Raw genomic sequence first — 25,810 nt, forward strand, 5'->3', positions numbered from 1 at the left:
ACACCGATGGCTACACCGACAGCGACACCGATGGCTACACCGACAGCGACACCGATGGCTACACCGACAGCGACACCGATGGCTACACCGACAGCTACACCCTAGTCGCCACGAAAAACTCCTACCCCAAAGCCCCTCAAGTCATCTGATTTGGTTCTTCTAAGGGTCTGCCCTTGGGTGTAGGTAGAATTGGACGGCGGTCATTGTAAGGCATAGGAATGTACTGTACGCTGGGTCGCCCTCCTTGTGACTGTGGGTAAAGATCCATGAGATCATAAATAGAATGGGGCAGTCCGACGGTTACGGGCAGCCCCATTTCTGTTGCTTCTTCAATAGTGATGGGATAGTCGTGGGTGACACGCCCAGTTGTCAAGGCTTCGATAATCGGTTCGATATTTTCTGGCAGAACTTTTTGTTTAGGTATACTGTCTTTTAGCAAAGTTCGCACAAACCGCTGTACCTGCTGAATTGCTTTGCGTGAGAGATCGGCCATAATTAGGGTTTGGTCATCAATCTCACTGATGGGTTTATCTTCAACTACTTTTAGAATACTGGCTGCGGGGTAATTACCCAATTGGGGATCAACCGGTCCTAAGACAGCGTTAGCATCCATAATAATTTCATCAGAGGCGATCGCAAGCATTGTACCGCCACTCATGGCGTAGTGGGGTACAAAGACTGTGACTTTTGCTTGGTGGCGAATTAATGCTCTGGCGATTTGTTCTGTAGCCAAAACCAAACCACCAGGAGTGTGCAAAATTAAGTCAATCGGTACATCTGGGGGTGTGAGGCGAATTGCTCGCAATATTTGTTCTGAGTCTTCGATAGTAATGTAGCGAGATATGGGAATTCCCAAAAAGCTAATGGACTCTTGGCGGTGAATCAGTAAAATCACCCGACTTTTGCGTTCCTGCTGGAATTCTTGTAAAGCACGCAAGCGCCGATATTCTATTTGACGTTTTTGCCAAAGGGGTTGCAAAGAAGTCAGAAGGAGGAAAATCCAGAATAAATCACCAATACCAAAGCCCATATAATTTTTTATTGTTCAAAAATAACGGTTGCCGTCATTATTGTCACAAATTTGGGGCGATCGCAGTTCTATCTGTAGGTTTATAGAAAAATGATGAATTACGAATTATTTACTACCCCCTTCGCCAAATTTTGATAGTGTCGTCATCACCACCACTAACTAGGGTTTGGCCATCGGGACTGAAGGCGACGCATCTAACATAGTTGGAATGCCCTGCAAGTGTGCTGATTTCTCTACCAGTGTGTATGTGCCACAGTTTGATAGTGTTGTCCCAACTACCACTAGCGATAAATTGTCCATCCTGGCTAAAGGCGACTGACCAAACTGAATCAGAATGACCAATCAGAGTACAAATTTCTCTGCCTGTATTTACATGCCACAGTTTAATCGTGTTGTCAGCACTGCCACTGGCGATAATTTCTCCATCCTTGCTGAAGGCGATACAGTTGACGAAGAAGGAATGACCTGTGAGTGTGTAGATGTTTCTGCCTGTGTATACTTGCCACATTTTAATGGTGTAATCATTACTACCACTAGCCACCAGCTGTCTATCCTGGCTATTGGTTGCAGGCGTTCTCGGAGAGTAGGCAACTGACGAAACTGGGTCGGAATGACCTGTGAGAGTTTGGACTTCTATGCCTGTGTGTACCTGCCAGACTTTGATTGTGCAGTCAGCACTGCCACTAGCCAGAAACTTGCCATCTGGACTAAAAGCAACGGAATTCACCCAATTAGCATGACCAGTAAGAGTACGAATCTCTTTACCTGTGTTGACATGCCACAATTTGATTGTATTATCCCAACTCCCACTAGCTAAGATTCCCCGGTTCAGGTCTGCAACTCCCGCAGATTTGCCGGACTCCCCTTGATAAGAACGGTTTGGAGCGATTGGGCTAAAGGCGACGGAATGAACCATACTGGAATGACTAGAAGACCAACGACCCAGCTGACGCACTAGCTTGCCAGTAGCAACTTGCCAAAGTTTGATAGTCTTGTCATTACTGCCACTAGCAATAAATTGCCCATTTGGGCTAATGGCGATCGCATGAACCATACTAGAATGACCTTTGAGGGTCTGTACACATTGCCAGTTCTGCCGATCTAATACAACAGGTGGAGGTACTTGCAGTCTAGGCGTTATCACTAAGGTAGATGATATTTTGGTTACATTTTGCCCAGTATCAGAACCCAATAAATCTAACCACTCCTGCACAGACTGGGGACGATAGGTTGACTCCAGATCCATGCCGCACATAATAGCCTGATTTACTCTGTTGCTGATGTTGGGATTAAAATATTGTGGTGGTTCTAAATTAATATTGTGACGTCTATCATCTGCACTTGTTGGTACAACTGCGGTAAGCAAATTATACAAAGTAGCGGCTAGGGCGTAGATGTCAATGTATTCTCCTCGCGGCGCTTCTGATTCATACTGTTCAGGTGGCGCAAAACCAGGAGTACGATACACTGTATGCCTTTGGATCATATTAGGAACAAATTCTCTAGCGATGCCAAAGTCTATTAGCACTGCTTCTAATTTATCAATGCGGATCATGATGTTGCGTGGTTTGAGATCCCGATGCAACAGTCCTTTAGAATGGATTAGGGTCAAAGCATCGCCAATTTGCCGGATGTAGAGTAGCGCTTCTGCCTCTGATAGCACCCCTATTCGTCTTAAGCGTTGTCCTAAGTCTTCCCCCTCGATGTAATCCATCACCATACAGGGCAAATTCCCCTCATCAAAGATGGTTTCTATCTGTACTATATGAGGATGGTGGCAGACAGCCAGCCGAACTGCTTCATCACGAAAGTCTTGCCGTAACTTGTTTCGGTGCAGTATCCAAGCGGGGTGATTCAGGATTTCTTCTTTGAGGGTTTTAATCACTCGCTGTTGATTTCGTTGATTTCTGGCAAGATAAGTAATGCCAATTCCGCCTTCACCTAGTTGGCTTTCAATAATGTAGCGTCCCCCGAATAAAGACTTTCCTGCATTCCACACCATTAGTAATATTTGACAATTGCTGGTATTTATTTTGGCACGGTATTCAGTTCAGCCAACACGAATTTTTGGGAATTCCATTTGAATTGCTGTTGTAGCTTTTTGGAATTTAGTTACTTAGAGAACATTTTCATTAACCTCAATAATTACTAATAGTATAAAGTTTGGATATACCCTCATAGTTTTATCTAAACTATGCCTTTACACCAAAATATGAAAGTTGATTGCTCATGTTAGAGTAAACAGTAACTTTAGCCATATTTGTTCATAATAATTTGACTTGTAGGTAATCTAAAATTATGCTAAAAAATCTAAATTTGAAACAAAAATTTACAATTCTGCTACTGGTAATTTTGACATTTGGTCTGAGCTTGAGTGGATTTACTCTTTCTTCTCTACTGAGGGAGAATGCTAAACAAGATATTAGCTCAACTGGTCTCATGCTCATCCAAACAATGAGTTCTGTTCGTAAATATACCAGTACTCAAGTGAATCCAGAGCTAGTTGATAAATTGGCTACTGAGTTTTTGCCGCAAACTGTGCCTGGATATTCAGCACGGGAGGTATTTGAGATTTTACGGAAAACAACAGACTACCGTGATTTCTTTTATAAAGAAGCAACTCTTAATCCGACAAATCTTCGGGATAAGGCTGACGGTTTTGAGACGGAAATTGTAGAACAGTTCAGAAATAAATCAGACCTTAAAGAAGTTAGTGGATTTCGCTCAATTCCTGGTGGGGATATCTTTTATATTGCTCGTCCCTTAGCAGTTTCTGAACAAAGTTGTCTGGTCTGTCATAGTGTACCTGAAGCTGCACCTCAAAGTATGATTAGTCTTTATGGTGCTGCTAATGGATTTGGGTGGAAGCTTAATGAAATTGTCGGCGCTCAGATTATATCAGTACCTGCAAAGAATGTCATCAGCAAAGCAAATCAGTCTTCTTTACTAATTATCTTAATTGTATCAGCTATATTTATAGCGACTATCCTGTTAGTTAACTTGTTCTTGAATCGACAAGTTGTGATGCCTCTCAAACGCATGACTCGCATAGCCGAAGAAGTTAGTACAGGACATATGGAAGTTGAATTTGAGCAGATGTCTAATGATGAAATCGGTAATTTAGCTAAAGCCTTTAAACGGATGCAGTTAAGTTTAGAAATGGCGATGAAAAGAATCAAACGTACTCAAGGAGGTACAGGCGATTACAATAATTCGTAATGACGCTCTCTACGAACGCGAACAGCCTGTCGCAAACAGACGCTCTTGCTAGCTTGCAACTCTTACAGAGTACGCGGACTCGCTTTGCGTGACGCTAACGTAATAACGCTCTGTACAAGACGTTTTATGTAGCTTGCTTTTCTGTAGAAGTATGCAGACTCGCTTTGCGTCATGCTAACGCAATTAATTTTTGTAACGGGTATTTAGACCCTGCTAAAAAACCTTGCTACTTTTATTAGCTCTCTTGACTTCAACCCACAGAATTAATTGGTTAAAAAATTAAAAATCATTTTCAATTCGTGATGTCTAAATCTCTATGAGAATAAGCTTTTTTTGAATTCAAAAGCTGCTTGAAAGTTAGGAATTTCCTTAGTTACGAGTTCAATAAATTGGTCAGGTGAAATATAAGGATTTTGATCTAGTATTTCTTCTATAATCAGATTTGCCATTGGGCCGATGTGGTAGGCTAACTCTTGCTGACAATGTTTGATAAATGCTGGTTGGAGTGAAGATTGCTGTTGTTCAACTCGTCGCCCAGTTTGTGGACTAGTAGGTGAACTAAAAATTGTTTGTTCAGATTGGTTATATGACTCCGATATGGCTGACATAGCCTGAAATTCAGGGTTAAATACCGTGGCTGGCAAATCATCAACCATGATTGCAGAAGACATTGCCACTTCTGGTTCTCCAATCCGCTCTAAATCTCTAAGAACTTCGCTGGCTGTTTGGTATCGCTTGTTAGGTCTATCTGCCAACATGCAATCAAGTACTTGAGCAAAGCCATCAGTAATATATGTATAATAACGCCAGTTCCATTCAAGTGAGTATTGATCCATTAGTAAAGATGGATCTCTACCTGTGAGTAATACAATAGCGGTTACACCCAAAGCATAAAGGTCACTAGAGGGTGAACATAAACCCAAACTAATCTGTTCGCGGGGAGCATATCCCACTTTGCCTACAAGGGACATTTTGCCAACAAACGTTACCTGGTGATTGGAACTTCTCCCCTCGTTCATGTCAGCAATTTGCTTGCCTACACCGAAGTCAATCAGCACTGGCAGATCCTTGCCATCGGGTAACATGATGTTATCAGGAGAAATATCTCGATGGATGATGTTGTGCTGGTGGACATATTCCAAAACAGGTAGCAGATTCTTTAGCCACTGTATAACTTCGTCTTCAGAAAAATTTCTTCCTTGACGTTGAAGTTCTCCTAGCAGTCTCGAATATGTTTTACCGTCAACATACTCTTGTACTAGGAATAACCGACCATCTCCTTCAAAGCAAGCCAAAAACTTGGGAATTTGAGGATGTTGCAATTGATGAAGAATTTTTGCCTCTCTTTTAAATAAGTTACGATATTGTTCCAGTCCACTTTCCCCTGTGCCAATGGGTGCAAATTCTTTGAGAACACAGGCTTCATTAAACCGACGAGTGTCAAATGCCAAGTAAGTCCGTCCCAATCCTCCCTGTCCTAGAAGTTTTTGGATAATATAGCGGTTATCGATTAGAGTTCCAGCAGCTATTTCTGGCCTTGTGATATGGGACTGTGACATCATCATCGCACTCCTAGCGATTTTATTGTTAAGAAATTATCTAATTTGCTGAAAGTCAGAAACTCTAGCAGATAAAGGCTGATAACATTCTTTAAATTGAGGTTAGCACCACTATCGAGACAAGGAAATACACTTTTCTACAATTTTCTGATGGTCTTGTGTTACCAAGTAGACAATTTTTACCTGGGTAGTTTGATCATACTACTCATACTTAAGTATTTTAACCGCCGCAACATAATCAGTGTCTGCGGTAATATCTGCAAATGTTCAGGGCATCGCCTTTTAGATTTGCTGCTGAACCTTATCTCACCCTTAGTAACCCAATTGAAACCGAGTTGAGGAACAGTAAGGATATAGCATGGCATCATGGTTTTTCAGAAAAACTGGGATTGCTATAGACTTGCTGAAAGAAACATTATATGTATTTCAAGTGCTGAATATGCGATCGCTCTCAAAAATTAATCTTTCTGAGAGCCAATATCGTTATGAGATAGCTGCTTCGGCATCGGCTATGAAAGTTTTCAGTACAGGTGATTCCTCAAAAGCAGAAGAAGCTATGCCGTTAGGCTTATTGCACTACTTCTGTCATCTGGCTAAAAGTCTCTGGATGCAAGATACATAAAAACCCATGAACCAAATTAATCCTGAAACAACCCCCTTACACACCTTAAACCCACTCAACCGATTTTCTGACAGAGCAGAGGATTATGTAAAATATCGACCAAGTTATCCCGCAGATGCAATTGATATTATCTTGGAAGGATTAGGTGAAAATTCACAACTCGTAGCAGCAGATATTGGTGCAGGTACAGGAATTGCTTCAATATTGTTAGCTGAACAGGGGGTTAATGTCATAGCGATAGAACCAAACGCAGCGATGCGAGAAGCTGCCCAAGCACATCCTTTGATAGAGTTTCGTGATGGAACAGCAGAATTTACCCAACTACCTGATAATTCAGTTGATTTAGTTACTTGTTTTCAAGCTTTCCACTGGTTCAATCCCGAACCAACTTTATTGGAATTTCACCGCATTTTAAAACCATCAGCACGCTTGGCTGTCGTGTGGAATAATCGAGATCAAGAAGATGCGTTAACTACAGAATATAGCCGACTAGTCCGCGAAGGATCTAATAATCACCCAGCAGAATCTCGAATGCAGTCGGTAGAGCCACTGTTAGTAACTCCCCATTTTATTAACATCCGTGAATATAATTTTAATTATAGGCAACAGTTAGATTTAACTGGGCTTATTGGACGAGCAATGAGTGTTTCTTACCTCCCGCGTGAAGGCTTGGGATATGAACAGCTTATTGATAGATTTCAAGAATTATATCAGCGCTTTCGTGATGAAAGTGGTTTTGTGTATATGGTCTATCGCACTAGCGTACACCTTGGCGAAGTAATTTAAAAATAAAAATGGGAATCATAAGAAGTAGGGTGCGTTAATTCACTCTCTATAAATATCAGGATTCACATGGCACAACTAAAATATGAAGGTTATTGCGAATGCACTCCTACCCAATTAGTCAGAGAAAAGTTTGGAGATGTTAATGTTTATGCACAAAATGCAAAATCACTCTTAACAAAAGCTACTGGTTTTATTGGTGATTATGATTTTACTCTAAATCCTTATAGGGGATGTCAATACGGTTGTAGTTATTGCTATGCTGCTGCATTTAGCCCTAATGCTCAAATGCGCCAAGACTGGGGCAAATGGGTAATTTTTAAGGAAAATGCTGCTGAGATTTTAGCGAAAGAATTAAAAAAATGGTATGAAAAAAATCCCCAGACTCCTCCTAGTATATACATGAGTAGCGTTACTGATCCTTATCAACCACTTGAGTCTAAACATCAACTGACTCGTCGGTTGTTAGAGGTAATGCTAGATGTAAGTGCTGACGGTTATCCAACTCCAACTTTGGTGATTCAAACTCGTAGCCCAATTATTACTAGAGATATTGATTATTTACAACGATTTAAGCGATTGCGAATTAATATGAGTATTCCGACTGGTAGTGAATTAGTGAGAAAAGATTTTGAACCGCGATCGCCAAGTATTAAAGCCAGACTAAATGCGATCACTAAAATTAAACAAAGTATTGATTATTTCAAAGGTTTTATTCCTAAATTTTCTATCACTATTACCCCTCTACTTCCTACTTTGCCAACTGATGAAGTTGCTTTTATTGACAAATTAACTATCGCCGATAGGGTTGTAATTCAAGCTTTTCATCCTAACCAGAGTCGTTCTCTTATAGCATCAACTCGCCAAGAAGCTGAAGAAATTAAGCAAAAATACGCTTGGTGGTATGAGGATGAGAAATTAAGCTATGTGAAATTTAAGGAAAAGTTAGTTTATCGGCTCCCAGGTGTAGAAATTATGGAAGGTAAAGAGGGATTTGGTTATGAATAATCCTATTGTAAATTGGTGGCGAAGTCAGCACTTAAAATTATCTTTAAAACGCGGCGATATCCGACGTGCAGTCCAACTCTTGCAAGAGATTCAAAAATCAGGTGCAACATTCTCATGGTTAGAAAAACTATTTAGGGATAAACTTCAACTTGAACGTTATTCCCAAGAATACAAACGACAAACAGAAACTTTAACTAAACAACTAACAGAAGCATCCCAGGAAAAGGCTAATCTCATATTAATGCCGGATGAGGAATTTGTTAGATATATCTATAAAGTTTTTAATTTAATCCAGCACGATGAATATAAACTGCAATCTACTGGTATTGATGAACGGATATTTGATGATTTTGAATCAAGGCTAGTTGAATATCTCAAAGAAGAATTTAGTAAGATTCCTGAGAAACAGTTATTTATTAAGTTACAAGATGCTATTGAGGATATTAATAACTTAAAAATTGGACAAGACCCAGACTACCGTTTTAGTCTAACTCCTCATGTGTACTTTATGAAGTATTTTTTAGAAAATGTATATTGCACATATTTAGCTTGGTTTCTCATTTACCAAGATGCTTTACTACCAAATAAGGTTAATATCCTTGATATTGCAGCAGGGCCAGGAACAGTTGCTTATGGTTTAGCTTTATTTATGCAAAGTAGTAGCGGTTTTTTTCATATCCCGCAAATGCACATATCTTACTACTCTTTAGAAAAACAAGATGCCTTCCAGTTCCGTGGACTTCAGTTTTGGCGACGATATATAGAGTCGCGTCTAACGCCAGTGAATACTTTCTTCCGCTTTGTTACGACTGATATTTTTACTTGGAAAACTCAATCGAATAATCTACCCAAAGACTTTTTCGACTTTATCGTAATTTCGCACTGCTTCTTCGCAGATCCAGCTAAGAGGCTTGAAGCTAATAATACTTATAAGCAAATATTTGCCACTAGCTTAAAAAATTCAGGTTATGTTTTGCTAATTGTGCAAGACAAAAAATTATTCAAAGTTTACGATGTTCATCAAGTTGAAAACCAAGAGCAGGAAAAAAATGTAGTACATAAATTTCTGGCAGAACTGGGATTAGAGTTAGTCTGGTATAAATATCTAACTTCAACAGGTTCAAGAACAGCTTTGTCCGGTGCTAACTTTGGTAAATTTGCTCGAGAAAAATTACCAAAACAACTGTATATGAGTCCAATACTCCAACAGTATTTTGGTCAAAAGCATCTGTCACACTATACATTAGATGATTATGTAATTTTGGCGAAAAAATCATGATAAATTGTAGGTAAACCCTAGCTTGCATTTGCAGAGATTGGCGGCTAGTAAAGATATGTAAAGACAAGTCAATCTAAATCACTACAAGTCAAATAAATAACTTTTGGCAAAAAAACCAGCCCAGTTAAACTTAGAAGAAAATGCTCAACTTCAGTAAATACAAAATTACTAGTAAAAAATACTTCTTAGGTAGGGAGGATTACTAAAAAAATTGGCAGACAAATTGTTATAAATACAGCTAGTCTTATAAAAATTTACTTTTACCCCGTACCTTGCATCTATATGACTTCACAATCTTCTCCCGCAGACAAAATTCTGGTTGTCGATGACTCTCCTGATAATGTGTTTTTGATCAAAACTATTTTGGAGGAAGAAGGTTACACGATTAGCACCGCAGAAAACGGGATTTCGGCCTTGGCAGAATTGAAAGCTTCTCCTTGTGATTTGGTTCTGCTGGATCTGATGATGCCAGGTATGGATGGTTACGAAGTCACTAAGCACATTCGTAGAGAGATGAAATTGCCGCAATATATCCCCATATTGCTGATCACTGCCCACGATGCGCCCAATGTCGCCCACGGTTTAGACTTGGGTGCTGATGATTTTATCCGCAAACCTGTAACAGTAGATGAATTGCTGGCACGAGTGCGATCGCTCCTGCGTTTGAAGCATAGTATGGACGAACGTGATGAAATTGCCCGCCAGCGAGAAGATTTTGTCTCCCGCCTCACCCACGACTTACGCACTCCCTTGGTAGCCGCCGATCGCATGTTAATGCTATTTCAGCAAGGTGCGTTGGGAACATTATCAGCGCAAATGCAGGAAGTAATCACCATCATGGCTCGTAGCAATATCAACCTGCTTTCTATGGTCAATACCTTATTGGAAGTTTATCGTTTTGAAGCGGGTCGCAAAAGTTTGGCATTTCAACCAGTTAATCTGAACCGATTGCTAGATGAAGTGACTGGAGAATTGGCACCTCTAGCTCAAGACAAAACACTGTCCCTAAATTTGGACATTACTGAGGAGTCTAGCACAAACACAGTGATGGGCGATCGCTTGGAACTGCATCGTCTATTCACCAACCTCATAGGCAATGCGATCAAATTTACCGACTCTGGGTCTGTTACTATTCGTTTTACTTCTCAACCCCAGTTCGACAAAAGTAATCAATCTAAGTTCTCTGAAAAATCCAATTCCGTTGACTATATTAGAATTGAGATAGCGGATACTGGCCCAGGTATTCCCCCTGAAGAACAAGCCACCATATTTGAACGATTTCGCCAAGGCAGCCACAAGAGTTCTGGTAGTGGCTTAGGACTGTACCTTGCTCGTCGAATTGCCGAGGCACATCAAGGCATTATTCTACTTAATTCCGAGTTGGGCAAAGGTAGTCTATTTATTGTGCTTCTACCCACGAAAACATGAGAAAATTAGTAATTATAAATTATGAATTATAGAGTTTTTTATCCTGATAATTCATAATTTATAACCTTACTACTATCTACCGATAATTTAAAGCAAATCTTCCACTTGGAAAATCAAACATTAAAAATTGACGAATCAAATATGCTGAGATAACAGCATTAGCATTAAATAAATAGTTTTTGATAGGACACAATAATGATTACCACTGAATTATCTAAGATTGGCGATATTATCCAGAATCAGCGAGAGTTTTTTCAAACTGGCAAAACTAAAGATGTAACTTTTCGCATTGAACAACTGAAAAAGCTTAAGCAAGCAATCATTGAGCATGAACAGTCAATAGTCGAAGCATTACAAGCGGATTTACATAAACCAGAAGTGGAAACTTACCTTACAGAAATCAGCGTAATTAAGGATATCGATTATGCCATAAAACATCTGAAAAACTGGACTAAGCCCAAAAAAGCAGCGGTTTCCTGGGATTTTTTTTCCTACTCAGCGAGAATTTATCCAGAACCGTTAGGGGTTGTTTTAATTATTGGCCCTTGGAACTATCCATTTCAGTTAATTATCTCACCTTTAATAGGTGCGATCGCAGCCGGCAATTGTGCAATTATCAAACCTTCAGAAATTGCTTCTCATACCTCCCGGATCATCACTGAAATTGTCGCCAAAATTTTTGACCCCGCTTATATTGCAGTGATTGAAGGAGGCGTGGAAGCAAGTCAAAAACTACTTGCAGAAAAGTTTGACCATATCTTTTTTACTGGTGGCACAGCCGTCGGCAAAATCATCATGGCAGCAGCGGCAAAATATCTCACACCAGTGACTTTAGAATTGGGTGGTAAAAGTCCTTGTATCGTAGATACTGACATTAATCTTGAACACAGTGTCAGACGAATCACTTGGGGCAAATTTATTAATGCTGGACAAACTTGCATCGCCCCCGACTATCTTTTAGTTAATAAAAAAATCAAAAAAGATTTAATAGATGGGTTGGAAAAATCCTTAAAAGAATTTTATGGCGAGAATCCCGTAAACAGTCCTGATTATGCCAGGATTATCAGTGAAAAACACTTTGATAGGTTGGTTAACTTTCTCAAAGATGGTGAAGTTATCATTGGTGGTGAAACCCAAGCTTCAGAGCGTTATATCGCCCCAACACTGATTGATAATGTTTCCTTAGATGATTCTGTAATGCAGGAAGAAATTTTTGGGCCAATTTTACCCATCATTGAATATACTGACATTGCAGAAGCGATCGCCTTGATTAACTCTAGACCCAAACCCTTGGCGTTATATTTATTTTCTCAAAACAAAAACCTGCAAAAGCGAGTTTTACAGGAAACTTCATCTGGTGGAGTCTGTATTAACGACACAGTTATGCAGGTTGGTGTCTCATCTTTACCCTTTGGTGGAGTGGGAGATAGCGGTATCGGCAACTATCACGGCAAAGCTAGTTTTGACACCTTTTCCCATGAAAAAAGTGTATTGCAAAACTCTTTCTGGCTGGATTTAAAATGGCGATACGCTCCATATCAGAGTAAATTGCCCTTCATAAAGAAACTTCTAGGTTAAAAAAAGTTATGAGTTAGGAGTTATAAGTAAGAAATAAAAATCTATAACTCTTAACCCTGCCAATTTTAGATTTTTTCTTCAATCCAAAATTGAATAACTTCTAACTATTAAATCCCAAAAGCGTTGCTGTAACGCTCCTCAGCCCAAGGTTCACCACGGCGATGGTAGCCATTGCGCTCCCAAAAACCAAGTTCTTCAGCAGCTAAAAATTGCAAACCATTGATCCACTTAGCACTTTTCCAAGCGTAGAGGTGGGGTACAACTAGCCGCATTGGGCCACCGTGTTCAGATGGAAGGTCTTCACCAAAGACTTTAAAAGCAAAGAAGTTTTCTTCGCGCATAAAATCTTCTATAGAAATATTGGTGGTGTAGCCGCCATAGCAGTGTTCCATAATGTGGGCTACCTTGGGGTCTAGTTCAATCAGACCCATGAACTCTGTAACTTTAATGCCAGTCCATTTGACATCGAGTTTAGACCAGCGCGTTACACAGTGGAAGTCAGCTGTGAATTCGTGTTGAGGTAGCGCCATAAAGTCTGACCAACTAAAGGTAGCAGATTTTGCTAAACCCCAAACTCGAAACTCCCATTCCTCAGTGCTGACTTGGGGAGTTTCGCCGTAAGTTAAGACGGGGAAACCTTTAGCTAAGTGTTGACCAGGAGGGACGCGTTCGCCCTCTTCCTTCCCTGGTTTATGAAAAAATTTTCCTAGCATAGTTGGAGAAAAATAAGTTTTCTCAAAATATTTACAAGCTTTTTTGCTGAATTACCAACAGCATCAGATGTTTTGCTCTTTATATGATTACTTGATCGTGACTCATGAATGATCGGTAATGGGTAATGGATGTTTCCAATTACTCACTACCAATTTTTTCGATCTAATGAGCTTGTGAGTTTCAGTCGGGGTTTAAATCCCCGTCTGAAAATGTCTTTCATTTTGAATTTTGAATTGTTAAGATTCTTCTTCTTCTTCTTCAGCAGTTGGATAAACAAATGTAGAACGTCCAGTCAAAATTGATTTGCCTAGAGAGAGGGCTTTCTGAGCTTCGACGACGGCTTTGTGCCTCCAGGTAGCTCGACGTTTATCTCGTTTTGATTTTGAAGTTTTCTTCTTAGGAACAGCCATGTCAGCAGATATCGCGATTCTTGACAACCTTCTTATTCTAGGCCATCCACTGACCCCAAGGACAACAGTTGAGTCAGCAATAAGTAAGTTGGGTTAAGACTGACGCAAGGAGGCGGGGACAGAAACAATGACTTTCTTTAAACCCCCCAAGGTTCCGAGCCAAGAAAGCTTTGGCTCGGACTTCTAGCTCAACTCGTCATTTTGGTGTTGACACAGCGCTAGCTGTTGGAACTTTATTAGAGTTATTTTCAAAGAAAAGTAAAGATCGCGCAGTTTTGAAGTAAGTAGCCCAAATTTGAGCATCGGGACGCGATCGCCATTGAGGACGACTGACATCTAATGTCAGAACTGGTGCGATCGCTCCATAATTTTGTACGGACACAATGATTGAAACATCTGTCACCAAGATATCTTGGTCAAAGCTCCGTTGAGCAGATGCCCTAGCGGCCGCTTCTGCTCTCCTGAGAACGGTTTCATAGTTTTCATCTGGCAGGCGGTCAATAGCTAGATCAACTCTAGCGGTGTAAGCTCGCACAACCTGGGGTGCGATCGCTTCCATCAAAAACCACGCAGGAACAGTAGATATGAGCAAAACTACTAAAGGAATTATCCGGATTCTTCTGGCAATTTGGCTAATAACTGAAAAGGGAGTGATCGATGATGGTAGGTGAGCAGAAATCTTGCTCATGACCTTCTATCTCCTTATTGATGATCTGTTATGGAAATTAGGTAAAAGGTATTTTCCGAGTAAATAACGTAATAAAAACTACATTCTAACTTAAGATTCGACCAGAATCACCTAGAGTATCAGACATAGGTTAGCTTTGTTTTTTGGGCAAAGCCAACCGCAATTTTAAGACCAGCAAACAATAACTGACAAAGAGCGGGATGGCAAATTACTGGGCGATCGCGATTGGCATCAATCAATATCAGTTATTTCAACCTTTAAGTTGTGCCCAAGCAGATGCTGAGGCACTAGAAGATTTTTTGGTGACAGAGGCAGATTTTCTCCCTAAACACTGTCTAGTTATGACAGATACTTCACCGCCGATTGGGGATAAATCAACTTACCCAACGAAGCAGAATATTTTGCTGCTACTTGAGAATTTGGCAGCAACAAGTTGGCAACCGGAAGACTATCTGTGGTTATTCTTTAGCGGTTATGGAGTCAACTACAAGGGCAAAGATTACTTAATGCCAGCAGAGGGCAACCCCGAACTGGTGCAAGAGACTGGCATAGAATTGCGATCGCTAATGCAAAGTCTGCAACTTGCTGATCTAAATGTATTGCTACTACTCGATATCAACCGCGCTTTTGGCACTCAAGCAGATGCTCCCGTTGGTGAAGAAACAATAGAATTAGCCCAAGAACTACAACTCGCGACAATTCTGTCTTGCCAACCAGAGCAATTTTCTCATGAGAGTAGCGAACTAGGTCACGGATTCTTTACAGCAGCTTTGTTAGAAGCTTTGCGTTCTGGTAATGGCAGCAACTTGGCAGATTTAGAAAGCTACCTAAGCTTGATCATGCCAAAATTATGTCATCACCACTGGCGTCCTGTCCAAAACCCTGCCACTATCATCCCATCAAGGCAGCAAGTAATCTTGCCAAAATTGGCAGTGGAAAACGACTTTCAACTAGAACCGATGATTTATCCCGAAGAATCTTTTGCTGTTGCCCTTGCGGCTCCTCCCCTTGACGATTCCTCTAGAACTTCAGCAGATCGGGGCAGACGGGGAGAAGCTAGTATGAACTCCTCCCAACAGATGAAGGTTCAAAAAGTCCAGGAGTCAGGTAGTGGCTTAGTTTCGCAGCCAATGCCGGAAACTTCCTTGGGAGTGAATACCAGAGGAAGATTTATCCCCAATTCCTCTAAAGGTTACGTATCTCGATTGCCAGCCAATCAGCCAAGCATCCCTTTTTGGAAACAGTTTATCTTATGGGGCGGAGGCAGCTTGCTGGTAGCAGGTTTAATCGCCGTAGTTTTTCTCCGTAATCAAGAAACTTTTAGAATTAAGCAAATATCAAGTACATCACCTAATGCTACTGTTAGCGATCGCCAGGTTGTCGAGAGTTTACCAAGCGCTCGCACTCCACCAGTTAGACTTAAAAACCAATCTAACGCCCAAATAGTCTCTAGTTACGAGTCAAAAAAGCGGAATCAAGCAGTATTAGACCTGGCGAAAATGTCGCTCAGACAAACTCAGGCGAGTGATTTGAGCATGGCGATCGCTACAGCCCGGAAAATTCAACCCGGTGAACCACTGTACGAACAAGCTCAGGAGAATATTAAGATTTGGAGCCAGATGATTTTAGATTTAGCAGAGGGTCGTGCTAAACAAAGACAGTATGCAAGCGCTATTGCTGCCGCTCGATTAATCACCAAAGATGAAGCCCCCTACGCGAAAGCACAAGCAGCAATTAACCTGTGGCGGTTAGAGGGTAAGCAGTATGTGAGTAACAAAACTCTTTTAGATGCAGCGAATGCCTTAATTAAGTCTGAACAGGCATCTACCTACAATCGGGCGATCGAAGTTGCCAAGAAAGTACCAGTCGGTCAACCAGGCTTCGATACTGCCCAAAAATCGATCAATAAATGGAGTGAGAAAATTTTAGACCTGGCCAAGCGTCGCGCCACCGAAGGAGAACGTAATGCCGCAATTGCGACCGCTGCTTTAGTGCCAGAGGAGACAGGCGCTTACGAAGATGCTCAGGATGCCATCCAAAAATGGCAAAAAAATATAGTAAAAAAATAATTAGGAGTTAGAAGTTAGAAGTTAGGAGTTAGAAGTTTTAATTCTTCACTCATCACTTCTCACTCCTCACTTGTCCCTCAGCACGGGCTAAACGCCCCGCTATCGCTAACAGTACTCAGCAATATTGCGACACATCTTCACCACATTCGTCGGCTAGATAGCACATCGCTCGGAAACGTAAACCAACCACTTCTTCATATAAGGGGTTAAGCTTGCACATGGGTGGAATGTGAAACAAGGTTTTCCCAAATAATTTGACATCGCGCTCAAAGGGGCACTGAGATGGAATCAGTTTGCACAAACGGTGAGCTAGTTGGCGATCGCGGACTTGAATGTTTTCTACCCGTTGCCGTAGGGGTTGGAGAATATCCCAGTAAGGCTTGGAAGCAGAATGGTTTAGCTGGGTTACTTTCTGGTCACTAGTCTCTGCTTGATTGATTGATACCCAGCTTGCCAGAAAAATCTTTTTTGTGGTAATGTCGAATACCTTCATGGTTAATCCTCTGCGTAATTGAGGCTATTCACCTTTTTGATGAATATATACAACGTGGCTACGACCTTTACCGGAAGAATCGCGTCCTGACTGCGATATAATACAATACCTGAATGGCCACTTAAGTCAGAACTTAATTTATTACTATGTCAAGTTAATCGCAATTTTCTGGGGATCGGTAGTGTAATATTACGATCTTGTTCATAACTTGACACACTTAAGATTTTAGTAAAGACATCTGTCATTGGATAGGTTTTAGTGTAACATTTACAAACCTTAATACAAGGTCTTCCTAAAAGTATTTTTGCTAAGTATAAATATTGGTAATAGCCTAGCAGGGGTTTTTCCTTTCCGTATTCCCACTTCCCCACGTAAGTACGTCCTGTTTATTGCTGGCTGAATGCCGTAGAAGCACTGATTTTGAGCGAGTAAAATCGATTGCATTTGACAAAACTTAGGTTGGCAGTGGCGATTTGAGAATGATATAGTCTGAAACGTTAAATCAGATGAGCTTGCTTATGGGTGTTTCTGTACTCTACAGCGCAATTCCTCCTTGCAGTACGCTGTACGCACGCCTTCAACGTGAAAAGGCACTCAGCATCCTTGTAGTTTCTCTTTTCCCCTATGGTTGCGGTATTTTCCGCTTTTTTGAGATTGAGCCTGAAGAGATTAATGAAATCCTTGAAGATGTGATCGAAACACACCAAGAGACTTTTGGATCTGAGCTAGAAGCAGATCGGGTAATCGCTGAATTGCGGTCTGAGTTAAGGCTTGCTCGTCAAGCCTATCCGGGGATTGAAGATAGAAGAGTATCACTAGAAAAATCATCTGCTGAGATCGGGGAACGTTTGTCGCAAGAGCTATCAAGAAGAAGGTTTGCGAATGCCGATGAGATTGTTGAAAAGCTGATGTTTGGAGATCAAACCCTTGCTCCAACTCTGTTGTCAACAGAGGAGTCATTGGGACTTATATCCCGTGAGCTAGTCAGTGAAGGAGCCAGCATTTTGGGACACTTAGATCCTGAAACACTGTTTGCAAGAGATGAAGGTTGGGAAGGATGGTGTCTTAACCACTTAGAGCGGTGGAGAAATTTGTATCTTTCAGCAGCCGAGAAAAATGAGGAGATATTGCTTGGAGTTGCTTGAGGCGACAGCAACCTCACAAGTTAGATCGCTCTGCCGAGTTTAACATTGCAAGATTTAGGCGATCGCCTCCAAGAACTATAGGCCAATCCGCTTGGCTTTGTGAAAAATTGCTTTGTTGGGTTGCGCTTTGCTTAACCCAACCTACACAGTTTAAGGTTTTTGCCGCTAACCCAAGCGTATTGAACTATAGGCAAGTTCTATACCCATGATAAAAGAAAGCGCAAAGACGTTCAGAAAAATTCTGTGTCTTTGCGCCAATCGAAATTTGAGTGGTGAAAGCCGCCGCTCAAACTTCTCTCTGTATGAGATTTTTCTCTTACAATTCTTTAGGATGCTACCTGAGCAGCAGTCCGAGTCCGCCGTCTTCTCCCATCAGCAACTTTCACAGGTGGCTCATCAGGAATTTGCATCAACAAAGTCACAGATGGCTGACATTGCAATTCTCGACGGATGGAACGTTGCAATTCTCGTTCTAAAGTACCTTGCAATCCACCCCAGTCTATATCTGCTGCTTCACCTTCGCTAGGAGCAAATTCTGTCCAGCGCACAGTGAGGATTTCTTCAATGCGTTGTTTTACCCAGGTTTGTAACAGCGATCTCTCTACACTTGTCACTACACCCCGGAGGTGAGTTTCTGGTTTTGCCAACAGTTTACCATTCCAATCAATGGCAGCTGCGATCGTGATAATGCCTTCTGAAGCCATGCGTTGCCGTTCTTGTAAAACTTTGGCACTGACCATACCCGAACTAGTAGTATCCACCAATTCGATACCAGATGGCACTTTCCCAGCGACGCGAATGGCATCTTCAGTCAATTCCACAACATCACCATTCTGGATAATGATCATGTTTTCTGCGGGAATGCCCATACTCTGAGCCGTTTCTGCGTGCTTCACTAGCATCCGATGTTCGCCGTGAAATGGCACAAAGAATTTGGGTCGAGTTAAGGCAATCATCAGTTTTTGTTCTTCCTGACAGCCGTGACCGGAGACGTGAATCCCTTTATCCCGACCGTAGATCACTTTCGCCCCCTGAATCATCAACTTATCGATGGTGTTGACTACAGCGATCGTATTTCCGGGAATTGGGTTAGCAGAGAATACTACCGTATCTCCTTGGCGGATTTTAATGTGAGGATGTTCTTTGTTGGCAATGCGGGTCATTGCTGCCATCAATTCCCCTTGAGAACCTGTAGTTAAAACCAGTACTCTTTCATCGGGTAGATTGCGGACTGCGTGCAATGGTTGCAGCAGATTATCGTCACACTTGATGTAACCTAAATTGCGGGCATGAGCAATCAAATTCAGCATCGAACGCCCCACAACCGTCACTACACGGTTTTGCTTCTTGGCGATATCCAAAATCATATTGATGCGATGGACGCTAGAAGCAAAGGTAGTGACAAATAATCGCCCAGTGGCTTGACTAAATACTCTCTCAAGATTGGGATAAACTGAACGTTCTGAAGGCGTAAATCCTGGTATCTCGGCGTTAGTGGAATCACTTAGCAAGCAAAGAACGCCTTTTTCCCCATGTTCTGCTAGGCGTTGCAAATCAAACTTTTCCCCATCCACTGGGGTATGGTCAATTTTAAAATCCCCTGTGTGAATGACTACACCCAGCGGAGTATGAATGGCAACAGTAAAGCTATCAGCGATGGAGTGGGTGTTGCGGATATATTCAACTAAAAAGTTTTTGCCAATCCGCACCACATCACGTGGTAAAACTGTTCTGATTTCTGTGCGATCGCGGACTCCTGCTTCTTCCAATTTACCTTCTAGCATTGCCATTGCTAGTCTTGGCCCATAAATCACCGGGATATCAAATTGCTTGAGATGAAAAGCAATCCCGCCGATATGGTCTTCATGACCGTGAGTAACAATCATCCCTTTAATTTTGTGGCGATTTTCCCGCAGATAGGTCGTATCTGGCAGAACAATATTGACTCCATGCATCGCCTCTGTAGGAAAAGCCAATCCTGCATCTAACAGGATAATTTCATCGTCATACTCGAAAAGACAGGTATTTTTCCCAATTTCATGCAAACCGCCCAAAGGAATAATTTTCAAGGCGGAATTATTAGCTTCGTTTTTAGCCATTTTCTCCTTAGATTGTTACTTGTGGTTAATTAAGTTGATAGTTAACGAACTTGCATTTAAGACATCATCTGTCTGTTAAGTCAGTCTGAAAGCAATCAAGTTTTAATTGAAGATTTCAATTTTTTATTCAATAAAATCGACTCTACGCTCAAGGATTCATAGTATGTCTATCAGTCCTAGCACAGGTTTTTAAATTGCAACTTATGAACAATTATGATCGTTGTTTATATGTATCTTTGGTAAGGAGTAGATTACCAAGGCTTAACTAGCTGGTGGCTAGATTAAACTAAGTTCTTTCAGAACCGCTTCTAACTTTTGAGTGACTTCTAAATCAGCTTCACATAGCGGCGGACGAGTTGAACCAACCTCCCAACCTTGAAGTTTTAGTGCTTTTTTCACTGGAATGGGATTTGAAGTGAGAAATAAAGCTTTAAACAACGGGAACAGTTGGAGATGAATCTCGCTGGCTACTTCAATTTTTCCCGCATTAAAAGCTTGGATCATCTGCTGTAGTTGGTTTCCTACCAGATGAGAAGCCACACTTACCACACCCTTTGCCCCGATCGCTAACAAGGGCAAAGTCATGTAATCATCACCAGAATAGATGTGGAATTCTTTTGGTGTCAAGCGACGAATTTCGCTTGCTTGATCTATATTACCAGTGGATTCTTTAATCCCGACAATATTGCTAACCTCAGCTAACCGGGCAACTGTTTCTGGCTGAAGGTTTTGTCCGGTACGACCAGGAACATTATATAACAACAATGGTAGGTCGGGACAGGCTTGTGCTATCGCCTTAAAGTGCGCTTCCAATCCCGCTTGTGGCGGTTTGTTGTAATAAGGAACAACTTGTAAGGAACCATGTACTCCTATTTTAGATGCTTTTTGGGTGGCTGCGATCGCTTCTTTGGTAGAATTTGATCCACAACCTGCGATTACCTTGGCTTTTCCTGCCACGGACTGCAATACCTCGACAAACAACTGGTATTCTTCATCCCAACTTAGTGTCGGAGATTCTCCTGTTGTGCCGCACATCACCAGTGTATCTGTACCGTTGTTAGCTAGATGCGCCGCCAGTTCTGCCGCTACATCATAGTTGACACCACCATCTGCTTTAAATGGCGTAATCATAGCGGTTAAAACATTGCCAAAATCTCCCACCCTTTTTTCACTCCTGATTACCCATTTTTTTATATCTTTGGTGGTTCTCTATTGTAATAACCTATCTGCAAATTGCTTTCAAGTGTCATTTTTCCTTTGTCATTTGTCCTTTGTCACTTTACCAATGACCAATGACCAATGACTAATGACTAATGACTAATAGCTAATGGTTTGAGTAGATTTTTCTCTACCAACAACTCGGCGATTTGTACTGCATTCAATGCTGCGCCTTTGCGAATTTGGTCGCCACATAACCATAATTCCAAGCCACAAGGATGAGAAATATCCTGACGAATTCTTCCCACTAAAACTTCATCTCGACCTGTTGCTTCAATTGGCATCGGAAAATGATTCGTTCCCCAATCTTCTACCAATTTTACTCCAGGGGAGGAATTTAAAATATCTCTGGCTTCCTTTGCACTAAAGGGAGTCTCAAATTCTAAATTAATGGCTTCTGAGTGGGCGCGGAGTACGGGAACCCGTATACAGGTTGCAGTGATTCTGATTTGCTGCGTGCCAAATATTTTTCGGGTTTCGTTAACCATTTTCATTTCTTCCTCACAATAACCCAAATTGTTTAATGGGGAGTTATGCGGGAATAAATTAAATGCCAATGGGTAAGGCAATATTTCGGCAATCGGTGGCTGTCCTTGTAGTATAGCGCTTGTTTGGGTTTTGACTTCTGCCATTGCTCTAGCACCAGCACCACTAGCAGATTGGTAGGTTGCAGCGACGATGCGTTGCACTGGTTTAACTTTATGCAATGGCCAGACTGCCACAGCCATTAAAATTGTTGTGCAGTTGGGGTTAGCAATAATGCCTTGGTGATTAGCTGCGGCTAGTGGATTCACCTCTGGGACTATTAAGGGGACTTCCGGGTTCATCCGAAAGGCACTGGAGTTGTCAATTACCACTGCGCCCTTTTTGACGGCAATTGCTGCCCAAGTTTTGGATGTGGAACCCCCTGCACTAGCGAGTACTATATCGACATTTTCAAAGGCGCGATCGCTCACTGGCTCTACTGGTATATTTTCACCCTTAAACCGTAGCGATCGCCCCACACTCCGCTCTGATGCCAATAATTTCAAGTCACCAACCGGAAAATTACGACTTTCTAATAATTCCAGCAACTCTGTGCCGACTGCACCAGTCGCTCCCAAAATGGCTAAACGATAGGATTTCGACAAATTTGCTTCCTCCTTTAAGAGACTTATCTGCAATTTCTTGGAACACTTGACAATTTACTTAATATATAAATAGCGATCGCAGTTTTGAAATACATTTTGAATAGATTTAGATTTTTCTCTAATTTAGTTGATATTTATATATCTAATACATTTATTTTCTTGGTTCTTTAATAAGTTAAGTGATGTTGCATTTTACAATAATGGCTATCCAATTTTTTCATCGATGTTTAACTATATATTATTATACAACAAACCGCCATTTACCAGAAAAATGGAGATATCTGCACTTAGACGTTTAACAGCCATCCTACATATAGGGCAACAAACGTCTTGATTGCAAAGTTGCTTACCAAGATGAGGAATATACTAAGATCGAAATGCATAAAACCAGCACATCATAAAACTGAGCTATGCGCTTAGGTAGCAGATGCGCTCTCGTACCACAACTTAATAATAGTTAGACTCAATACTATAACTTTAACTTGGGGTACTAACCACTCGTTGAGAACCAGGATATCACGACGTTAGCCCACTGAATAATTAATTCCTAAGTTTTAGGGGGAGTGGGGACTCGATACTGGAGAAGAGTTTTCCAATGCCCAATGCCCAATGCCCAATCCGCAAATTGTTATGAAGGTAAAATGTCAAGTCTTTGGTCATTGGCAGTAAACTGGATCTTTGCCCCAGGACAAACATCCATCCTTGGATGTCATCAGACCTTTTGGCAAACTCCCATTGCCCCTAAGAGACATCAAGCCATAAATGCAAACAATTATTTTATTGCGTCTTGTGTGTACTCGGAGTATAAAATACCAGAAAACTAGAGACGAAGCATGAAAGTCACCCAGGAAAAACTTCCCGCCAGCCAAATTGGCCTGGAAATAGAGATTACACCGGAAATTACCAAGCAAACTTACGAAAAGGTAATTAAAAACTTAGCGAGTACTGCCAATATTCCTGGGTTTCGTAAAGGCAAGGTGCCTCGACCGATATTACTACAACGGTTGGGTACAACTCGAATCAAGGCAGCAGCGCTGGAAGAACTAATTCAAGATGGCATTGAGCAAGCAGTCAAACAAGAAGCGATTACAGCAATCGGCCAGCCGCAATTGCGCTCTGACTTTGAGGATTTGATTAAGAATTATGAACCGGGAAAACCTCTGACGATTTCGGCTGCTGTCGATGTAGAACCAGAAGTGAATCTAGTGCAATACACTGATTTGCAAGCTAAGGCCGAAGAAGTTAAGTTCGATTCAGAGCGAGTAGAGAACACGCTGGATAAGGAACGTCAAGAATTGGCGACATTGATTCCTGTGGAAGGACGTTCAGCCCAAATCGGCGATATTGCCGTAGTCGATTTTAAAGGTTCATTCGCCAGAGTTGAGGGCGAGGACGAAACAGCTGAACTAGAACCGATTCCCGGAGCCGAAGCAACTGATTTTCAAGTTGAGTTGCAGGAAGATAAGTTTATTCCAGGCTTTATTTCGGGAATAGTGGGGATGAATCCGGAAGAAACCAAAGAAATTGCGGCGCAGTTCCCAGATCCGTATGCTAATGAAGAATTAGCTGGAAAAGCGGCAACGTTCACCGTGACACTTAAAGAACTGAAGGAAAAGGAGCTACCAGAAGTAAATGACGATTTCGCTCAAGAAATCAGCGATTTTGAAACCTTAGAGGAGTTACGCGCTTCTTTGGTAGAGCGATATCAAAAAGAGGCGGACGACAAAACAAAAACAAATAAGCAGGAAGCCTTGTTAACGGAACTGCTCAAGCACGTAGAAGTTGACTTACCAGCAACATTGATTGAGCAAGAAGTGGACGCAATGCTAACGCAAACAGCAATGCGGCTGTCTCAGCAAGGATTAGATGTGAGGAAGTTGTTTACTCAAGATATTATTCCTCAATTGCGGGAGCGATCGCGTACTGAAGCAATTGAACGCATCAAACGCTCCTTGTCCTTGCGGGAAATCGGCAAACGCGAATCTATCGAGGTAACACCAGAAGAAATCGCAGCCAGAGTCACAGAACTTTTGCAGCAATACCCGGAGGAACAAGAGGTTGATGAAGATAAACTGCGTTCAATCGTGGAAAACGAACTGTTAACCGAAAAAATCATCGATTGGCTCTTAGATCACTCCTCAGTTGAACTTGTACCCGAAGGTTCCTTGAGTCCCGCAGAGGAAACGGAAGACGCAGAATCAAATGCTGATGCACCTCAGACTGAGGAAGGAAACAGCGAAACTTCTACAGAAGTCACAGAAGGATAATAAAAAATCCTACAACCATGAGTTCACCAGTTCTGAGTTAAAGTACTGGTGAAATGGGTAAGGTAAAGGAGATGAGGAAACGAGGGGAGCAGGGAGCAGGGGGATAAATAACCAATGATCAATCCCCGATGCCCAATGCCCCATACCTCTTAACTCCTGAAACTCAGGGATGAAGTCAAAATAATTAAAGAATTAATGAATTTTTGGCAAATAGTGACACCTGTTATTGCCTGAGCTTGATACTGTGTTACACGAGAGGAAATTATATGAGGCATAATGGTTAACACGTAGCTTATAAAAATTCCATTCCTTGAAAAGGCAGCATCTGCTGCTGAAACATTTGTCCTAAATTATCGTCAAAGAAAGCTTGTATGCTTGAATCGCAGTCGGGAAATTCCCCTATCAGCAACTTAAGTCGAATAAACATTAACTCCCAGTTGAGCAGCCCTAGCAACATCGTGCCGATGGTGATAGAGCAATCTGGTATGGGAGAAAGGGCTTTCGACATCTACTCCCGCCTGCTGCGAGAGCGGATTATCTTTTTAGGAACGCCAATAGACGATGCCGTAGCCAACTCAATTGTGGCTCAATTGTTATTCCTAGACGCCGAAGACTCAGAAAAAGACATCCAACTGTATGTTAATTCTCCTGGCGGTTCGGTGTACGCAGGGATGGCAATCTATGATACAATACAGCAAATTCGCCCTGATGTTGTTACCATCTGTTTTGGATTAGCCGCGAGTATGGGGGCATTTTTGTTGACAGCAGGGGCTGCCGGTAAGCGAATGTCTCTGCCCGACTCTCGGATTATGATTCACCAACCACTTGGTGGCGCTCAAGGTCAAGCCATTGACATTGAAATTCAAGCCAGAGAAATTCTTTATGTTAAGGCTAAGTTGAATCAGTTAATGGCTCACCATACTGGTCAACCCTTAGAAAGACTTGAAGCAGATACTGAGCGCGACTTTTTTATGTCGGCAGAAGAAGCGAAAAACTACGGTTTGATTGATCAGGTCATTTCCAGGCAAAATCTTCCCGTAGCAGGGGAAAACGTCACCATTCTGAAATAAG

General features: G+C 41.6%; 21 protein-coding genes. 11 read left to right on the forward strand and 10 right to left on the reverse strand.

Annotated features, from left to right (window positions below):
- Positions 1–136: 136 nt before the first annotated feature.
- Positions 137–1,030, reverse strand: coding sequence for an SDH family Clp fold serine proteinase (locus V7K62_RS11240; protein ID WP_334864002.1), 894 nt, complete (start codon positions 1,028–1,030; stop codon positions 137–139).
- A gap of 112 nt (positions 1,031–1,142) precedes the next feature.
- The gene (locus V7K62_RS11245) at positions 1,143–3,032 is read right to left on the reverse strand and encodes a serine/threonine-protein kinase (RefSeq protein ID WP_334864003.1); all 1,890 of its coding nucleotides are present in this window, start codon (positions 3,030–3,032) and stop codon (positions 1,143–1,145) included.
- A 296-nt stretch (positions 3,033–3,328) separates the two neighbouring features.
- Between V7K62_RS11245 and V7K62_RS11250 the strand changes: the two genes are divergently transcribed.
- A complete protein-coding gene (locus V7K62_RS11250) occupies positions 3,329–4,249 on the forward strand; it encodes a Tll0287-like domain-containing protein (RefSeq protein WP_334864004.1) in 921 nt (306 codons plus the stop codon).
- 314 nt (positions 4,250–4,563) lie between these two features.
- Here the strand turns inward: V7K62_RS11250 and V7K62_RS11255 are convergent, their stop codons facing one another.
- Positions 4,564–5,808: a serine/threonine-protein kinase gene (locus tag V7K62_RS11255; RefSeq protein WP_334864122.1), complete on the reverse strand. Its 1,245-nt coding sequence runs from the start codon at positions 5,806–5,808 to the stop codon at positions 4,564–4,566.
- A gap of 358 nt (positions 5,809–6,166) precedes the next feature.
- On the opposite strand from V7K62_RS11255, the gene V7K62_RS11260 reads away from it, so the two are divergent.
- The 6 genes from V7K62_RS11260 to V7K62_RS11285 all read left to right on the forward strand — a co-directional run bounded on the left by V7K62_RS11260 (position 6,167) and on the right by V7K62_RS11285 (position 12,506).
- Positions 6,167–6,430, forward strand: coding sequence for a hypothetical protein (locus V7K62_RS11260; RefSeq protein WP_334864005.1), 264 nt, complete (start codon positions 6,167–6,169; stop codon positions 6,428–6,430).
- A 6-nt stretch (positions 6,431–6,436) separates the two neighbouring features.
- Positions 6,437–7,216 (forward strand): class I SAM-dependent methyltransferase, encoded by a 780-nt coding sequence (locus V7K62_RS11265; protein ID WP_334864006.1) that lies wholly within the window; start codon positions 6,437–6,439, stop codon positions 7,214–7,216.
- A gap of 66 nt (positions 7,217–7,282) precedes the next feature.
- Positions 7,283–8,221: an SPL family radical SAM protein gene (locus V7K62_RS11270; protein WP_334864007.1), complete on the forward strand. Its 939-nt coding sequence runs from the start codon at positions 7,283–7,285 to the stop codon at positions 8,219–8,221.
- On the forward strand, positions 8,214–9,500 hold the full coding sequence (locus V7K62_RS11275; protein WP_334864008.1) for a photosystem II assembly protein: 1,287 nt from the start codon (positions 8,214–8,216) through the stop codon (positions 9,498–9,500). The genes V7K62_RS11270 and V7K62_RS11275 overlap by 8 nt, the downstream gene beginning before the upstream one ends.
- Positions 9,501–9,782: 282 nt before the next feature.
- Positions 9,783–10,928, forward strand: coding sequence for an ATP-binding response regulator (locus tag V7K62_RS11280; protein ID WP_334864009.1), 1,146 nt, complete (start codon positions 9,783–9,785; stop codon positions 10,926–10,928).
- A gap of 195 nt (positions 10,929–11,123) precedes the next feature.
- Positions 11,124–12,506: an aldehyde dehydrogenase gene (locus V7K62_RS11285; protein ID WP_334864010.1), complete on the forward strand. Its 1,383-nt coding sequence runs from the start codon at positions 11,124–11,126 to the stop codon at positions 12,504–12,506.
- Positions 12,507–12,613: 107 nt separating this feature from the next.
- On the opposite strand, the gene V7K62_RS11290 is transcribed toward V7K62_RS11285, so the two are convergent.
- The 3 genes from V7K62_RS11290 to V7K62_RS11300 all read right to left on the reverse strand — a co-directional run bounded on the left by V7K62_RS11290 (position 12,614) and on the right by V7K62_RS11300 (position 14,318).
- Complete coding sequence (locus V7K62_RS11290) at positions 12,614–13,219, reverse strand: sulfite oxidase-like oxidoreductase (RefSeq protein WP_334864012.1); 606 nt, start codon at positions 13,217–13,219, stop codon at positions 12,614–12,616.
- Between the two features lie 237 nt (positions 13,220–13,456).
- Positions 13,457–13,630: a 50S ribosomal protein L32 gene (gene rpmF / locus V7K62_RS11295; protein ID WP_012407602.1), complete on the reverse strand. Its 174-nt coding sequence runs from the start codon at positions 13,628–13,630 to the stop codon at positions 13,457–13,459.
- 196 nt (positions 13,631–13,826) lie between these two features.
- A complete protein-coding gene (locus tag V7K62_RS11300; RefSeq protein WP_334864013.1) occupies positions 13,827–14,318 on the reverse strand; it encodes a hypothetical protein in 492 nt (163 codons plus the stop codon).
- A 200-nt stretch (positions 14,319–14,518) separates the two neighbouring features.
- Between V7K62_RS11300 and V7K62_RS11305 the strand changes: the two genes are divergently transcribed.
- Positions 14,519–16,387 (forward strand): caspase family protein, encoded by a 1,869-nt coding sequence (locus tag V7K62_RS11305; RefSeq protein ID WP_334864014.1) that lies wholly within the window; start codon positions 14,519–14,521, stop codon positions 16,385–16,387.
- A 115-nt stretch (positions 16,388–16,502) separates the two neighbouring features.
- On the opposite strand, the gene V7K62_RS11310 is transcribed toward V7K62_RS11305, so the two are convergent.
- The gene (locus tag V7K62_RS11310; RefSeq protein ID WP_334864015.1) at positions 16,503–16,880 is read right to left on the reverse strand and encodes a Mo-dependent nitrogenase C-terminal domain-containing protein; all 378 of its coding nucleotides are present in this window, start codon (positions 16,878–16,880) and stop codon (positions 16,503–16,505) included.
- Between the two features lie 518 nt (positions 16,881–17,398).
- Between V7K62_RS11310 and V7K62_RS11315 the strand changes: the two genes are divergently transcribed.
- Positions 17,399–18,025: a hypothetical protein gene (locus tag V7K62_RS11315; protein ID WP_334864016.1), complete on the forward strand. Its 627-nt coding sequence runs from the start codon at positions 17,399–17,401 to the stop codon at positions 18,023–18,025.
- A 326-nt stretch (positions 18,026–18,351) separates the two neighbouring features.
- On the opposite strand, the gene V7K62_RS11320 is transcribed toward V7K62_RS11315, so the two are convergent.
- The 3 genes from V7K62_RS11320 to V7K62_RS11330 all read right to left on the reverse strand — a co-directional run bounded on the left by V7K62_RS11320 (position 18,352) and on the right by V7K62_RS11330 (position 22,472).
- The gene (locus V7K62_RS11320; RefSeq protein ID WP_334864018.1) at positions 18,352–20,124 is read right to left on the reverse strand and encodes a ribonuclease J; all 1,773 of its coding nucleotides are present in this window, start codon (positions 20,122–20,124) and stop codon (positions 18,352–18,354) included.
- Between the two features lie 276 nt (positions 20,125–20,400).
- On the reverse strand, positions 20,401–21,285 hold the full coding sequence (gene dapA / locus V7K62_RS11325) for a 4-hydroxy-tetrahydrodipicolinate synthase (protein ID WP_334864019.1): 885 nt from the start codon (positions 21,283–21,285) through the stop codon (positions 20,401–20,403).
- Positions 21,286–21,434: 149 nt separating this feature from the next.
- Positions 21,435–22,472: an aspartate-semialdehyde dehydrogenase gene (locus V7K62_RS11330; protein ID WP_334864020.1), complete on the reverse strand. Its 1,038-nt coding sequence runs from the start codon at positions 22,470–22,472 to the stop codon at positions 21,435–21,437.
- An 833-nt stretch (positions 22,473–23,305) separates the two neighbouring features.
- On the opposite strand from V7K62_RS11330, the gene tig reads away from it, so the two are divergent.
- A complete protein-coding gene (gene tig, locus V7K62_RS11335; RefSeq protein WP_334864022.1) occupies positions 23,306–24,739 on the forward strand; it encodes a trigger factor in 1,434 nt (477 codons plus the stop codon).
- Positions 24,740–25,110: 371 nt separating this feature from the next.
- On the forward strand, positions 25,111–25,809 hold the full coding sequence (gene clpP / locus V7K62_RS11340; protein WP_069071412.1) for an ATP-dependent Clp endopeptidase proteolytic subunit ClpP: 699 nt from the start codon (positions 25,111–25,113) through the stop codon (positions 25,807–25,809).
- Position 25,810: the final 1 nt, after the last annotated feature.

Origin of the sequence: Nostoc sp. (genome assembly GCF_036917935.1) — a bacterium.
Taxonomy (GTDB): Bacteria; Cyanobacteriota; Cyanobacteriia; order Cyanobacteriales; family Nostocaceae; genus Nostoc.

Coding starts and splice junctions, on each gene's coding strand:
- V7K62_RS11255 (WP_334864122.1), bottom strand. CDS start 5,808: ATGTCACAGTCCCATATCACAAGGCCAGAAATAGCTGCTGGAACTCTA.
- V7K62_RS11285 (WP_334864010.1), top strand. CDS start 11,124: ATGATTACCACTGAATTATCTAAGATTGGCGATATTATCCAGAATCAG.
- V7K62_RS11315 (WP_334864016.1), top strand. CDS start 17,399: ATGGGTGTTTCTGTACTCTACAGCGCAATTCCTCCTTGCAGTACGCTG.
- V7K62_RS11320 (WP_334864018.1), bottom strand. CDS start 20,124: ATGGCTAAAAACGAAGCTAATAATTCCGCCTTGAAAATTATTCCTTTG.
- V7K62_RS11275 (WP_334864008.1), top strand. CDS start 8,214: ATGAATAATCCTATTGTAAATTGGTGGCGAAGTCAGCACTTAAAATTA.
- V7K62_RS11310 (WP_334864015.1), bottom strand. CDS start 16,880: ATGAAGGTATTCGACATTACCACAAAAAAGATTTTTCTGGCAAGCTGG.
- V7K62_RS11240 (WP_334864002.1), bottom strand. CDS start 1,030: ATGGGCTTTGGTATTGGTGATTTATTCTGGATTTTCCTCCTTCTGACT.
- V7K62_RS11265 (WP_334864006.1), top strand. CDS start 6,437: ATGAACCAAATTAATCCTGAAACAACCCCCTTACACACCTTAAACCCA.
- V7K62_RS11280 (WP_334864009.1), top strand. CDS start 9,783: ATGACTTCACAATCTTCTCCCGCAGACAAAATTCTGGTTGTCGATGAC.
- V7K62_RS11260 (WP_334864005.1), top strand. CDS start 6,167: ATGGCATCATGGTTTTTCAGAAAAACTGGGATTGCTATAGACTTGCTG.
- clpP (WP_069071412.1), top strand. CDS start 25,111: ATGCTTGAATCGCAGTCGGGAAATTCCCCTATCAGCAACTTAAGTCGA.
- rpmF (WP_012407602.1), bottom strand. CDS start 13,630: ATGGCTGTTCCTAAGAAGAAAACTTCAAAATCAAAACGAGATAAACGT.
- V7K62_RS11270 (WP_334864007.1), top strand. CDS start 7,283: ATGGCACAACTAAAATATGAAGGTTATTGCGAATGCACTCCTACCCAA.
- V7K62_RS11305 (WP_334864014.1), top strand. CDS start 14,519: ATGGCAAATTACTGGGCGATCGCGATTGGCATCAATCAATATCAGTTA.
- tig (WP_334864022.1), top strand. CDS start 23,306: ATGAAAGTCACCCAGGAAAAACTTCCCGCCAGCCAAATTGGCCTGGAA.
- V7K62_RS11250 (WP_334864004.1), top strand. CDS start 3,329: ATGCTAAAAAATCTAAATTTGAAACAAAAATTTACAATTCTGCTACTG.
- V7K62_RS11290 (WP_334864012.1), bottom strand. CDS start 13,219: ATGCTAGGAAAATTTTTTCATAAACCAGGGAAGGAAGAGGGCGAACGC.
- V7K62_RS11300 (WP_334864013.1), bottom strand. CDS start 14,318: ATGAGCAAGATTTCTGCTCACCTACCATCATCGATCACTCCCTTTTCA.
- V7K62_RS11245 (WP_334864003.1), bottom strand. CDS start 3,032: ATGGTGTGGAATGCAGGAAAGTCTTTATTCGGGGGACGCTACATTATT.